This window comes from Pseudofrankia coriaricola, assembly GCF_001854805.1.
Lineage (GTDB): Bacteria > Actinomycetota > Actinomycetes > Frankiales > Frankiaceae > Pseudofrankia.
In genome coordinates, this window is sequence record NZ_MBLO01000216.1 from 32698 (window position 1) to 46142 (window position 13445).

The window sequence follows — 13445 nt, forward strand, 5'->3', positions numbered from 1 at the left end:
GTCAGCCCGCCCTCACCAACAGCAGGGCACCGACCACGAGGATCGTGCCTCCCAACATCGATAGAGCGTAGGTGCGGACGTAGCCGGTCTGGGTGCGCCGCAGCCGGCCGGACAGGCCACCGATGGTCGCCGCGGTCCCGCCGACCAGGCCATCAATGATGATCTTGTCGAACCAGACCAGGAAGCGGACCAGGTAGTTGCCCGGGATCATGAACGCGGCCTCGTTGAAGGTGTTCGCGTACAGATCGTGGCGGGCGGCGACGGTCAGCGGGCTGACCGCGGCGTCGGGCTTGGCCACCGCGTCCACCGGGCGCAGCTGGTAGCGCAGGACGGCGCCGGCCAGGCCGCCGGCGCTGACGACCAGGGTGAGCAGCGTGAGCACCGTCGGCGAGAGCACGTGGTCGGCCTCGCCGTGCTCGCCGACGACCGGGGCGAGCCAGTCCTGCAGGGTGCCGCCGACGACGAACAGCGCTCCGGCGGCCACCGAGCCGATGGCCAGCAGGATCATCGGGCCGGTCATCGTCGTGGGCGACTCGTGGGGGTGCTTGGCGTCCGCACCCTCGTGCGACCAGCGCGCCTTGCCGTGGAAGGTCATCAGGAACAGCCGCGTCATGTAGAAGGCGGTGATCCCGGCACCGAGCAGCGCGACGATCCCGAGGATGTAGCCGGACGTCCCGCCCTTGTCGAAGGCCGTTTCGATGATCTTGTCCTTGGTGAAGAACCCGGAGAACGGCGGGCAGCCGATGATGGCCAGGTAGCCGAGCCCGAACGTCACCCAGGTGACCTTCATGTACTTCCACAGGCCGCCGTACCTGCGCATGTCCTGCTCGTCGTCCATCGCGTGGATGACCGAGCCGGAGCCGAGGAACAGGCCCGCCTTGAAGAAGCCGTGCGCGAGCAGGTGTGCGATGCCCAGGGCGTAGCCCGCCGGCCCGAGCCCGACGGCGAGGAACATGTAGCCGATCTGGCTCACCGTCGAGTAGGCGAGCACCTTCTTGATGTCGTCGTAGGCGCAGCCGATCACGCACCCGATGAGGATGGTGACGGCGCCGATGATGACGACGACCGTGCGGGCGGCCTGGGTCTCGTTGAAGACCGGGGCGGACCGGGCGATCAGGTAGACGCCGGCGGTGACCATCGTCGCCGCGTGGATGAGCGCGGAGATCGGGGTCGGGCCCTCCATGGCGTCCGGGAGCCAGGCCTGCAGCGGGAACTGGCCGGACTTGCCGCAGGCGCCGAGCAGGAGCAGCAGCGCGATCGCGGTGATGGTGCCGTGGCCGATGGCGCCGCCGGCGGCCGCGGTGAAGACGTGGTCGTAGTTCGTCGAGCCGAGCGTGCCGAACATGAACATGATGGCGATCGCGAGGCCCACGTCGCCGACCCGGTTCATGTAGAAGGCCTTGTTCGCCGCGGTGGCCGCCGCCGGCTTGTACTCCCAGAACTTGATGAGCAGGAAGCTCGAGAGGCCGACGAGCTCCCAGCCGGCGTAGAGCGCCAGGAAGTTGTTCCCCAGCACCAGCAGCAGCATGGAGGCGAGGAACAGGTTCATGTAGGCGAAGAACTTCCGCCGGCCGGGGTCGTGCGCCATGTAGCCGATCGAGTAGATGTGGATCAACGTGCCCACACCGGTGATCAGCAGGACGAAGACGACCGAGAGCTGGTCGACGAGCAGTCCGGCGTCGACCTGGAAGCCGTTTACCGGGATCCAGGAGAACAGGTGCTGCGAGACGGCACGGTCGGAGCCGTCCCTGCCGACCAGGGTGAAGAAGATGACCAGACCGACGACAAAGCTCGCGAGTGCCGCCACCGTGCCGACGACGTGGCCGAACTTGTCGGTGCGCTTACCGCCGAGCAGCAGCACCGCGGCGCCGGCCAGCGGCAGCGCGATGAGCAGCCACGACAGCGAGAACGCACCGCTGGCCGCGGCGTAGTGGACGGCGCCCCCCTCGGCGCCCGCAGCAACCGCCGGCGTCATCGCGGACCGGTCCCGAGGTGCGACGGCGTCGCGCCGTCGAGGACTTCCAGCTTCACTGCAGTTCGTCCGTTCTTCGCTTAGCCGGCAGCGCGCGCGCATGTCGCGCGGGGCCGCGTCGGCCTCGTCCGGATCACTTGTGGGCTTTGGCCCTTAGCCGCCCTGGGGACAACGGCCGCCGGGCGCGCGAAAGAAGATCATTTTCGCACACCCTTTGGCCCTTCAGTACTTGAGGAGGTTCACGTCGTCGACCGACGCCGACCTGCGCGTTCGGAAGATCGTCAGAATGATCGCGAGCCCGATCACGACCTCGGCGGCGGCCACCACCATCACGAAGAACGCGATGACCTGGCCCTCGAGGTTGCCCTGTATCCGGGAGAAGGTGACCAGCGACAGGTTCACCGCGTTGAGCATCAGCTCGACGCACATGAACACGACGATCGCGTTGCGCCTGACCAGCACCCCAACCGCGCCGATCGCGAACAGCAGCCCGGACAGCACCAGGTAGTTCCCCGGGTTCACAGCCCGCTCCCCTTCCCGGCGCCGACCGGCGCCGCGCCACCAGCCGCGCCCGGCCCCGTGGCGGGCACCGGGCCGGACGGGGCTTTGCCGTCGCCCGCGTCGCCCGCGCCGGCATCGTCGCCGCGGCCACCGGCCGCGCCACCACCGGGCCCCAGCTCGGACGGCGCGCCGCCGACCAGGCCGTTCGAGCCGCCGGGCAGCGCCGGCCGCTGGTCGGCCGAGTCGGCCCGCGCGTACACGCCGGGGCCGGGCACCGGGGTGAGCACGGCGCCGCTCTCGATCCGCCTGCGCAGGGTCTCCCGCTGCGACGGCTTCGGCCCGGTCCGCTCACGATGGGTGAGGATCATCGCGCCCACGGCCGCGATGACCAGCAGCGCGGACACCGCCTCAAAGGCGAACACATAGTCGGTGAACAACAGCCGGGCGATCGCGTGGATGTTGCCGCCGCCGGCCTTGTTCACGTCCGCGACGCCGGCCGCGGGCTGCCCCTTGATGACCTTCCCGAGCGGGAAGACGAGCAGGCCCGCGAAGCCGAGGCCGAGCACGGTCGCCGCCAGCCTCTGCCCGCGCAACGTCTCGACGAGGGACTCGGTGGAGTCGACGCCGATCAGCATCAGCACGAACAGGAAGAGCACCATGATCGCGCCCGTGTAGACCACGATCTGCACGAAGCCGAGGAACGGCGCATCCTGCAGCAGATAGCAGACCGCCACGCAGAACAGGTTGGCGACCAGCAGCAGCGCGCCGTGCACGGCGTTCTTGGCGAGCACCATGCCGAGGGCGCCGAGCACCGCGATCGGAGCGATGATCCAGAAGGTCAGCGCCTCGCCACCCGAGGTACTGGTGATCGGCGCCGCCGCGGCGAGAAGGTGCGGGTCCATCAGTGCTCCGAACCGGACCCGCCGTCGCGCGCCAGCTCCTGGAAGGCGGGCAACGGTGTGTTCGGGTCCCAGCGGTAGTAGTCGGTCTCGCTGTCACCGAGGTACATCGGGTGGGGCGCTTCCTGCATCCCCTCCCGCAGCGGCGCGAGCAGCTGCTCCTTGGTGAAGATCAGGTCGTTGCGGCTGTCGTCGGCGAGCTCGTACTCGTTCGTCATGGTCAGCGCCCTGGTGGGGCACGCCTCGATGCACAGACCGCACATAATGCAGCGCAGGTAGTTGATCTGGTAGACCTTGCCATACCGCTCACCGGGCGAGTAGCGCTCCTCGTCGGTGTTGTCGGCACCCTCGACGTAGATCGCGTCCGCCGGGCAGGCCCAGGCGCACAGCTCGCAGCCGACGCACTTCTCCAGCCCGTCCGGGTGCCGGTTGAGCTGGTGACGGCCGTGGAAGCGCGGCGCCGTCTCCTTCTTCTGCTCCGGGTACGACTCCGTGACCGGCTTGCGGAACATGTTGCCGAAGGTGAGGCCGAAGCCCTTGAAAAAATCGAAGGAGCCCATGGTTCAGCTCTCCTGACGCTGGCGTGGGCCAGCCGGCATGACGATGGGTGAAGCGGCGGGGGTCGCGGCGCCCGTCTCGGCGGGCGGGGGCCACGGGATGCGCTCGAGGCTCGGCGGCCCGACGTCGTCCTCGTCGTCCTCGTCGATCTCGCCTCGCCGCCCGCCGAACGCGAACTCGGCGACGACGAACAGGCCGAGGATGACAGCGACGGCTATCAGCCAGGGACGCAGGCCCGAGGTGTTGTTGTCCCGCATGGTCCGCAGCGCCGCGATGAACAGCACCCAGACCAGGCCGACCGGGATGAGGATCTTCCAGCCGAAGCTCATGAACTGGTCGTAGCGCAGCCGGGGCAGCGTGCCGCGCAGCCAGACGAAGAAGAACATCACGAGCAGCAGCTTGACGATGAACCAGATCAGCGGGACCCAGCCGTGGTCGAGCCCCGACAGCCCCGGAATGGGCGGGGGCTGCCAGCCGCCGAGGAACAGCGTCGTCATGACCGCCGAGACGGTGACCAGGTTGACGTACTCGGCGAGGTAGAAGAACGCGAACTTGATCGAGCTGTACTCGGTGAGGAAGCCACCGACCAGCTCGCCCTCGGCCTCGGGAAGGTCGAACGGCGTCCGGTTCGTCTCGCCGACCATCGAGATCATGTAGATCACGAACGACGGGAACAGCCCGATGTACCACCAGTCGTGCTGGCTCTCGACGATGCCCGAGGTCGACAGCGTCCCGGAGTACATGAACACGGCGACGAACGCCAGGCCCATCGCGATCTCGTAGGAGATGATCTGCGCGGCCGAGCGCAGCGACCCGAGCAGCGGGTACGTCGACCCACTGGACCAGCCGGACAGGATCAGCCCGTACACCCCGAGCGACGCCGCCGACAGCAGGTAGAGCACGCCGACCGGCAGGTCGGCGAGCTGCAGCACGGTGTGGTGACCGAAGATCGAGACCTCGGGCCCGAACGGGATGACCGCGAACGCGATCAGTGCCGGGATGACCGACACCAGCGGCGCGAGGAGGAACACCGGCCGGTCGGCCAGCGCCGGGATGATGTCCTCCTTCAGCATCAGCTTGACGCCGTCGAAGAGGCTCTGCAGCCAGCCTTTCGGCCCGTGCCGGTTCGGGCCGAGCCGCACCTGCATGCGGGCGACGACCTTGCGCTCGAACACGATGCCGAACAACGTCATGATCATGAGGAAGGCGAAGACCGCCACACCCTTGATCAGGATCAGCCAGAAGGGGTCCGAGCCGAACCTGGTCAGGTCGGGGTCGGCGCCGGTGCTGCCCGCGGCGAGCAGCACGGTGGTTACAGAGTCGCTCATGCTGCCCCTCCAGCGGTGACGGGGCCTCCGGCAGTGATAGTGCTCCTGGTCGTGGCCGCCGCCGGCACCGCGGGCGCCGGCACCGTCCCCGGCGCCTGGGCGGCCGCGATCTTCACGATCCCGCCGGTGGACCCGGCCAGCGCCCGGCGGACGTGCGAGCCGGGCGAGTGGGTCGGCACCCAGACCACCCGGTCGGGCATGTCGGCGATCTCCACCGGGAGCGTCACCGATCCCCGTTCGGTGCTGACGGTCAGCAGGCCACCGTCGGCCACGCCCGCCTCCGCGGCGGTCGCCGCCGACAGCAGCGCCGCGGCCGGGCGGGCGGTACCGGCGAGGTAGGGCTCGCCGGCCTGCAGCGCGCCGTCGTCGATGAGCTGGTGCCAGCTCGCGAGCACGGCCGTACCGACGGGCGGGGTGACCGGCGCCACGGCCGAGGAGGCGGGCGCGGGCACCCGTGCGACCTCGGCGCCGGCCCGGCCGAGCGCGGCGAGCTCGCGGGCGGCGGCGCCGACGTCCGCGACGCCGAGGTCGATGCCCATCTTCGCGGCCAGCAGGTGCAGCACCCGCAGGTCCGGCAGCGCCTGGGTCTCCAGCGCCCGCTGGAACGGGCGCAGCCGCCCCTCCCAGTCGACGAACGAGCCGGCCTTCTCCGCGGCCGGGGCGACCGGGAACACCACGTCGGCCACCTGGGTGATCGCCGAGCGGCGGATCTCCAGCGAGACCAGGAACGGCACGGTCGCGAGCGTCTCCAGCGCCGCCGCCGGGTCCGGCAGGTCCTCGACGTCGACGCCGGCGACGACCAGGGCGTCGAGCCCGGCGTTCTCGAGTGCCGCGGCGGCGAGGATCTCGGCGGTGCTCCGGCCGGGCGCGCCGGGAACCGGCGTCCCCCAGACGGCCTCGGCCTCGGCGCGCGCCGCCGGGTCGGCGACCGGGCGGCCGCCGGGCAGCAGCGACGGGAAGGCACCGGCGGCGAGCGCGCCGCGCTCGCCCGCCCGGCGCGGCACCCAGCCGAGCCGGGCACCGGTCGCCTCGGCCAGGCGCAGCGCCGCGGTCAGCGTGCCCGGCGCCTCGACGGCCCGCTCGCCGACCAGGATCACCGCGCCGGGGGCCCGGAGCGCCTCGGAGACGCTCGCCGCGAGCTCGCCGTCCGGACCGGGCCGCCCGCCGGCGAGGCCGGCGAGCAGGTCGGCCTCGCCGCCCGGCACCACCGGCAGCAGGGTGCCGGCGAGCTTGCCGAGCGCGCGGGTCGCGACCGGGCCGACGGCGTAGACGGCCGTACGACGCTTCTGGACCGCCTTGCGCAGCCGCAGGAAGACGATCGGCGACTCCTCCTCCGGCTCGAAGGCGACGAGCAGGACGGTGGGAGCGGCCTCCAGGTCGGCGTAGCTCACGCCGATGCCGGTGCCGGCGACCGCGTGCCCGAGGAACGCCTCCTCCTCGGCCGAGTGCGGCCGGGCCCGGAAGTCGATGTCGTTGGTGCGCAGCGCCAGCCGGGCGAACTTCGCGTAGGCGTAGGCGTCCTCCCGCGTGAGCCGGCCGCCGGCCAGCACCCCGACGCCGTAGCGGTCGCGGGTCTCGGCGAGACCCCGCGCGGCGTACTCGAGCGCCTCGGTCCAGCTCGCCTCGACCAGTTCGCCGGTCTCGCCATCCCGGATGAGCGGGGTGGTGAGCCGGTCGGCCTGGCGGGCGTAGGTGAACGCGAACCGGCCCTTGTCGCAGTTCCACTCCTCGTTCACCGCGCCGTCGTCGCCGGCGAGGCGGCGCATCACCGTGCCGCGCCGGTGGTCGGTGCGCAGCGAGCAGCCCGACGCGCAGTGCTCGCACGCCGTCGGCGTGGAGACCAGGTCGAACGGGCGGGAGCGGAACCGGTAGGCGGCGCTGGTGAGCGCGCCGACCGGGCAGATCTGCACCGTGTTGCCGGAGAAGTAGGACGAGAACGGCTCGTCGCCCGCGACGCCGACCTGCTCGGCGGCGCCCCGCTCGAACAGCTCGATGAACGGGTCGCCGGCGATCTGCGCGGAGAACCGGGTGCAGCGCGCGCAGAGCACGCAGCGCTCACGGTCGAGCAGGATCTCCGAGGAGATGGCGAGCGGCTTCGGGTAGGTCCGCTTCTCCTCCTTGAACCGCGACTCGCTGCCGCCGTTGGCCATCGCCTGGTTCTGCAGCGGGCACTCGCCGCCCTTGTCGCAGACCGGGCAGTCCAGCGGGTGGTTGAGCAGCAGGAACTCCATCGTCCCGGCCTGCGCCTTGCTGGCGACCGGGGAGGTCAGCTGCGTCTTCACCACCATGTCGGCGGCGACGGTCGTCGTGCAGGAGGCGACCGGCTTGCGCTGGCCCTCCACCTCGACGATGCACTGCCGGCAGGCACCCACCGGGTCGAGCAGCGGGTGGTCGCAGAACCGCGGGACCTCGATGCCCAGCAGCTCGGCCGCCCGGATGATCAGCGTGCCCTTGGGGACGCTGACCGGCAGCCCGTCGATGGTCAGCGTGACGTGGTCGGGTGGCGGGGCGGGAGGCCCGCCCGGTCCGGCCGCGGCGTCCGCGGTGACAGTCATATTCCGACCGCTTCCATGATCAGTGACGATCCCATGTCAGTGCGCTCCCGCCAGGGCGGCAGGCCCGGTGGCGACGCCATTGCTGGAGCCCTGCGCCTGGTCCGCCGGCCGTGGCTGGGCCGCCGCGGCGAACTCCTCCGGGAAGTGCTTGATGCCGGAGACGATCGGCGAGACCGCGCCGTCGGCGAGCGCGCAGAACGCCCGGCCGAAGATGTTGTCGCAGGCGTCGGTCAGGGTGTTGATGTCGCTCGGGTCGCCCTGGCCGCGCTCCATCCGGGACAGGATCTGCACCATCCAGGTGGTGCCCTCGCGGCACGGCGTGCACTTGCCGCAGGACTCGTGCGCGTAGAACTGGGTGAGCCGGCGGACGACCTTGAGCATGTCCACCGTGTCATCCATGATCATGAGCGCGGCGGTGCCCAGCAGCGAGCCGGCGGCCATCACGCCGTCGAAGTCCAGCGGGACGTCGAGGTGCTCGGCGGTCAGCATCGGGGTCGACGAGCCGCCGGGCGTCCAGGCCTTGAGCGCCCGGCCGCCGCGCACCCCGCCGGCCATCTCCAGCAGCTCGCGCAGCGTGGTGCCCATCGGCGCCTCGTACTGGCCGGGCCGGGTGACGTGGCCCGACAGGCTATAGATCTTGGGGCCGGGCGACTTCTCGGTGCCCATCGAGCGGAACCACTCGACGCCGTTGTTGACGATGAACGGCACCGAGGCGATCGTCTCGACGTTGTTGACCACCGTTGGCGAGTTGTAGAGGCCATGCGTCGCCGGGAACGGCGGGCGCAGCCGCGGCTGGCCGCGCCGGCCCTCGAGCGAGTCGAGCAGGGCCGTCTCCTCGCCGCAGATGTACGCGCCGGCACCGGAGTGGATCACCAGGTCGAGGTCGAAGCCGCTGCCCAGGATGTCCTTGCCGAGGTAGCCGGCCCGGTACGCCTCGGCGGTGGCGTTGCGCAGCCTCCGGGCGGCGTGCACCAGCTCGCCGCGGACGTAGACGAAAGCCCGGTTGGCACGCACCGCGTACGAGGCGACGATGATCCCCTCGATCAGCGAGTGCGGGTCGATCATCATCAGCGGGGCGTCCTTGCAGGTGCCCGGCTCGCCCTCGTCGGCGTTGATGACCAGGTAGTGCGGCTTGCCGTCGCCCTGTGGGATGAAGCTCCACTTCATCCCGGTCGGGAAGCCGGCGCCGCCGCGGCCGCGCAGACCGGAGTCCTTGACCATCTTGATGATGTCGTCCGGGCCCTTGGCGAACGCGGTGCGCACCGAGTCGTAGCCGCCGTGGCGCTCGAACGTGTCGAGCGTCCAGATGCCGGGGACCTTCCAGCGCGCGGTGAGAACCGGGGTGACGGGCATCGTCACGCCCCCTTTGACTTCGTAGCGGCAGGAGCGGCCGGTGTCGTCGTCGGAGCGCCGGCGGCCGGGGTGGCCCCGGACCGGGCGCCGTCCGCGGGCACCCTGTCCGGCGGCACGTCCTCGACCGGCACGTCCTCGACCGGCACGGCGCCGGCCGGACCGGCCGCGGACGAGCCGGCGACCTCGCCGCGCCAGCCGGCCTGCTCCGCGAGGGTGAGGCCGGCCACCGAGGGCTCCAGGAAGCCGGGGCCGGCGATGCCCTCGGGCCGCGGGTCCTCGAAGCCGGCAAGCTGGCGGGAGACCTCGGCGAACGTGCACAGCGGACCGCCACGGGTGGGCAGGGGGCGCTCGCCACGCTGGAGGGCCTCGACGAGGCCCTCGGCCGCGCCCTCGTCGACACCGTCGTAGAACTCGTAGTTGACGGTCATCACCGGGGCGTAGTCGCACGCGGCGAGGCATTCCGCGTGCTCAAGGGTGATCGAGCCGTCGGGCGTCGTCTGGTCGTGCCCGACGCCGAGCTTCTTCGAGATCCGGTCGTAGACCTCCTGGCCGCCCATCAGCGCGCAGGACAGGTTCGTGCAGACCGAGACCAGCCAGTCCCCGACCGGGCGGCGCTTGTACATCGTGTAGAAGGTCGCGACCGCGCTGACCTCGGCCGCGGTGATCCCGATCTCGCGCGCGCAGAGGTCGACCCCCTCGGCCGTGACGCAGCCCTCCGCGGCCTGGACCAGGTGCAGCATCGGCAGCAGCGCCGAGCGCTCCCGTCCCACGGGATAGCGGGCGATGATCTCCCGGGCGGCGGCCCGGGTCTCGTCCGTGAGTGGCATCAGCGATCAACTCCCCCGAGCACCGGGTCGACCGAGGCGACCGCGACGATCACGTCGCCGATCTGTCCGCCCTCGGTCATCGCGGGCACCGCCTGCAGGTTGACGAAGCTTGGGTCGCGCACGTGCACGCGGAACGGCTTGGTCCCACCGTCGCTGACGACGTGCACGCCGAGCTCGCCGCGCGGGCCCTCGACGGCCGTGTAGACCTGGCCCGGCGGCACCCGGAAGCCCTCGGTGACCAGCTTGAAGTGGTGGATCAGGGCCTCCATCGAGGTGCCCATGATCTTGCGGATGTGGTCGAGCGAGTTGCCCATGCCGTCGGAGCCGATAGACAGCTGCGCCGGCCAGGCGATCTTCTTGTCCGCGACCATGACCGGGCCGGGACCAAGCCTCGAGAGCTTGTCCAGGCACTGCTCGACGATCTTCAGGGACTCGCCCATCTCCTCCAGTCGCACCAGGTAGCGCGCGAAGGAGTCGGCCTCGGTCGCCGTCGGCACGTCGAACTCGTACGTCTCGTAGCCGCAGTACGGCATGGTCTTGCGCAGGTCCCAGGGCAGGCCGGCGGACCGCAGGATCGGGCCGGTGATGCCGAGGGCCAGGCAGGACGACGCGTCGAGGTAGTTGACGTCGATCAGCCGGTTCTTCCAGATCGGCTGGCCGGTCAGCAGCCGGTGGTACTCCTTGATCCGCTTCGGCATGTCGACGAGGAACTCGCGGATCGCGCGCTCGGCGCCGTCCGGGAGGTCCTGGGCGAGCCCACCGGGGCGGATGTAGGCGTGGTTCATCCGCAGGCCGGTGATCATCTCGAGCAGGTCGAGAATCTTCTCGCGCTCGCGGAAACCGACGATCATCGCCGTGGTCGCGCCGAGCTCCATACCGGAGGTGGCGAGGCCCACGAGATGAGAGGAGATCCGCTGCAGCTCCATCACCAGGACGCGGATGACGGTCGCCCGCTCCGGGATCTGGTCGGTGACGCCGAGCAGCCGCTCCACGGACAGGCAGTAGGCCGTCTCGGTGAACAGCGGGGAGAGGTAGTCCGCCCTGGTCAGGAAGGTGACCGCCTGCGTCCAGGTGCGGAACTCGCAGCTCTTCTCGATGCCGGTGTGCAGGTAGCCGATGACCAGCCTGGTCTGGCGGACCGTCTCGCCCTCGATGTCGAGGACCAGCCGCAGGACGCCGTGCGTCGACGGGTGCTGCGGTCCCATGTTGATGACGATCTGCTCGGCGCCCTCCTCACCGGCGCCGAGCACCTGCTCCCAGTCCCCGCCGGTGACGGTGTAGACCCGGTTCGCGCCGCCCTCGGTGAAGCCGGCCTCGTAGGGGGCCGCCCCGGGCGGAGTATGCGTGTCGGCGGTCATGACACACCTTCGATCGTGGCCAGGGGGGCCGGGAGAACGGTCTTCAACACGTCTCCAGACGCCCCTGATGACATCGCGAACCTGCTGGTCAGGCATCGCTTCAGGTCGTTGTTCACGAGTAGCTCCGACGCTTCTCGGGTGGGGGCACCTGGGCGCCCTTGTATTCCACCGGGATACCGCCGAGCGGATAGTCCTTGCGTTGCGGGTGGCCCACCCAGTCGTCCGGCATCATGATCCGGGTCAGCGCGTGGTGGCCCTCGAAGATGATCCCGAAGAAGTCGTAGGTCTCCCGCTCGTGCCAGTCCGCCGTCGGCCACAGCGAGGTGAGGCTCGGCATCACCGGGTCCTCGACGGTCACGGACACCTCCACCCGGATCCGGCGCCGGTGGGTCAGCGACGCCAGGTGGACCACGGAGTGCAGCCGCCGCCCGGTCGGATCGTCCGGGTAGTCCGCGCCGGACTGCGAGGACAGCAGCTCGAAGCGCAGCGCCGGGTCGTCGCGCAGGGTGCGACCGACGGCGAGCAGGTACTCGCGGCGCACGTAAAGCGTCAGCTCGCCGCGGTCGAACACAACCCGCTCGATCGCCTCGTCGAGGCCGGGGAACGCCCGCTCCAGCGCGTCGTAGACCTTGTCCGCGTCGTCGTCGCCGAACGGCCGCTCGCTGGATCCCAGCACCGGCGCCGGGGCGACGAGGCCGCCGAAGCCGGAGGTGTCGCCCGTACCCTTCGCGCCGAACGCGTCCTGCCGGCGACCGCCCGCGGCCGCCGATCCGTTCGGTACCAGTTCGCTCATCAGCCCAGGTCCTCGGTGGTCGGTCCGCCGTCCCGCCCGTGTACGTCGTCGGTCGGCTCGGCGTCGAACAACTCGTCGAGCCTGCCGGTGGTCGACGGCTGCCCGACGACCGGAAGCTGCTTGCGCCGGCCGAAGACCGACGGCGGGACGACCGCGGCCGGCTTGCGCGCGTCGAGCGCCGCGGGCTCGACGGCACCACGGCCGGCCGGCAGCGGGGCGTCGGCGGGCATCCTGAAGCGCTTGCGGTCGTTGACCGACAGCGTCCGGGTGTCGAGGCTGCCCGCCGGCAGCGCCGACTGGGCGGTCGCGACCTCGATGGGCTTCGGGTAGGGCGACTCGCCGATCTCGGTGCGGTCCAGCTTGCCGGACACCGGGCCGGTCTGGATCTTCCGGTGCAGCTTCATGATCGCGTCCATCAGCATCTCCGGACGCGGCGGGCAGCCGGGCAGGTACATGTCGACCGGGACGATGTGGTCGACGCCCTGCACGATCGCGTAGTTGTTGAACATGCCGCCGCTGGAGGCACAGACGCCCATGGCCAGCACCCACTTGGGCTCGGCCATCTGGTCGTAGATCTGGCGCAGCACGGGGGCCATCTTCTGGCTGACCCGGCCGGCGACGATCATCAGGTCGGCCTGGCGGGGGCTCGCCCGGAAGACCTCCATGCCGAAGCGGGCAAGGTCGTACCGCGCCGCGCCGGTACCCATCATCTCGATGGCGCAGCAGGCGAGGCCGAACGTCACCGGCCACAGCGACGACTTGCGACCCAGTCCCGCGAGCTTCTCGACGCTGGCGAGAAGCACGCCTCCGGGCAGCTTCTCCTCTAGTCCCATTCCAGGCCTCCCCGCCGCCAGACGTACGCGTAGGCGACGAACACCGTTGCCACGAACAGCACCATCTCGACCAGGCCGAACACGCCGAGCCCGCCGAAGGCCACCGCCCACGGGTACAGGAAGATGATCTCGATGTCGAACACGATGAAGAGCATCGCGATGAGATAGAACTTCACCGGGAAACGGCGCGGGCCGGCCTCCTGCGGTGCCGGCTCGATACCGCACTCATAGGCGTCGAGCTTGGCCCGGTTGAACCGCTTCGGCCCGACCAACATGCTGATCACGATCGACCCGGCCGCGAACGCCGTGGCGATCGCGATCAGGACGAGGATCGGCACGTAGTTGGAGAGCATGCCGAGCTCCTCTCCCCAGAGAAAGTGTGGCCGGCGGTGCGCCGGGCTCCCTGCCCCGCCTCCGGCCGGTCAGGACCGCTTCCCCGGAGGCCTGTCTTGGTGATGCCATGCCGCC

General features: G+C 70.7%; 12 protein-coding genes. All 12 read right to left on the reverse strand.

The features are described from left to right. Nucleotide 1: 1 nt before the first annotated feature. The 12 genes from nuoL to BCD48_RS24980 all read right to left on the reverse strand — a co-directional run bounded on the left by nuoL (nucleotide 2) and on the right by BCD48_RS24980 (nucleotide 13330). Nucleotides 2-1975 carry an NADH-quinone oxidoreductase subunit L gene (gene nuoL / locus BCD48_RS24925; RefSeq protein WP_071050793.1) on the reverse strand — a complete coding sequence of 658 codons (1974 nt, stop codon included), beginning with the start codon at nucleotides 1973-1975 and terminating at the stop codon, nucleotides 2-4. Between the two features lie 219 nt (nucleotides 1976-2194). Beyond that, nucleotides 2195-2494: an NADH-quinone oxidoreductase subunit NuoK gene (gene nuoK / locus BCD48_RS24930; RefSeq protein ID WP_007514768.1), complete on the reverse strand. Its 300-nt coding sequence runs from the start codon at nucleotides 2492-2494 to the stop codon at nucleotides 2195-2197. Further along, nucleotides 2491-3375 carry an NADH-quinone oxidoreductase subunit J gene (locus tag BCD48_RS24935; protein WP_071050794.1) on the reverse strand — a complete coding sequence of 295 codons (885 nt, stop codon included), beginning with the start codon at nucleotides 3373-3375 and terminating at the stop codon, nucleotides 2491-2493. Before BCD48_RS24935 ends, nuoK begins: the two co-directional genes overlap by 4 nt. Beyond that, nucleotides 3375-3932 (reverse strand): NADH-quinone oxidoreductase subunit NuoI, encoded by a 558-nt coding sequence (gene nuoI, locus BCD48_RS24940; RefSeq protein WP_071050795.1) that lies wholly within the window; start codon nucleotides 3930-3932, stop codon nucleotides 3375-3377. Before nuoI ends, BCD48_RS24935 begins: the two co-directional genes overlap by 1 nt. 3 nt (nucleotides 3933-3935) lie before the next feature. Beyond that, on the reverse strand, nucleotides 3936-5258 hold the full coding sequence (gene nuoH / locus BCD48_RS24945) for an NADH-quinone oxidoreductase subunit NuoH (protein ID WP_071050796.1): 1323 nt from the start codon (nucleotides 5256-5258) through the stop codon (nucleotides 3936-3938). Beyond that, the gene (locus BCD48_RS24950) at nucleotides 5255-7813 is read right to left on the reverse strand and encodes an NADH-quinone oxidoreductase subunit G (protein ID WP_071050799.1); all 2559 of its coding nucleotides are present in this window, start codon (nucleotides 7811-7813) and stop codon (nucleotides 5255-5257) included. Before BCD48_RS24950 ends, nuoH begins: the two co-directional genes overlap by 4 nt. A 36-nt stretch (nucleotides 7814-7849) precedes the next feature. Continuing rightward, a complete protein-coding gene (gene nuoF, locus BCD48_RS24955) occupies nucleotides 7850-9166 on the reverse strand; it encodes an NADH-quinone oxidoreductase subunit NuoF (RefSeq protein ID WP_071050843.1) in 1317 nt (438 codons plus the stop codon). A 2-nt stretch (nucleotides 9167-9168) separates the two neighbouring features. Then, a complete protein-coding gene (gene nuoE / locus BCD48_RS24960) occupies nucleotides 9169-9993 on the reverse strand; it encodes an NADH-quinone oxidoreductase subunit NuoE (RefSeq protein ID WP_071050800.1) in 825 nt (274 codons plus the stop codon). Next, the gene (locus BCD48_RS24965; RefSeq protein ID WP_071050801.1) at nucleotides 9993-11351 is read right to left on the reverse strand and encodes an NADH-quinone oxidoreductase subunit D; all 1359 of its coding nucleotides are present in this window, start codon (nucleotides 11349-11351) and stop codon (nucleotides 9993-9995) included. Before BCD48_RS24965 ends, nuoE begins: the two co-directional genes overlap by 1 nt. Nucleotides 11352-11463: 112 nt before the next feature. Beyond that, nucleotides 11464-12144: an NADH-quinone oxidoreductase subunit C gene (locus tag BCD48_RS24970; protein WP_071050803.1), complete on the reverse strand. Its 681-nt coding sequence runs from the start codon at nucleotides 12142-12144 to the stop codon at nucleotides 11464-11466. Further along, entirely contained in the window at nucleotides 12144-12977 is an 834-nt protein-coding gene (locus tag BCD48_RS24975; RefSeq protein ID WP_071050805.1) for a NuoB/complex I 20 kDa subunit family protein, read from the reverse strand. The genes BCD48_RS24970 and BCD48_RS24975 overlap by 1 nt, the downstream gene beginning before the upstream one ends. After that, entirely contained in the window at nucleotides 12968-13330 is a 363-nt protein-coding gene (locus tag BCD48_RS24980; RefSeq protein ID WP_007519871.1) for an NADH-quinone oxidoreductase subunit A, read from the reverse strand. The genes BCD48_RS24975 and BCD48_RS24980 overlap by 10 nt, the downstream gene beginning before the upstream one ends. Between the last annotated feature and the right edge of the window lie 115 nt (nucleotides 13331-13445).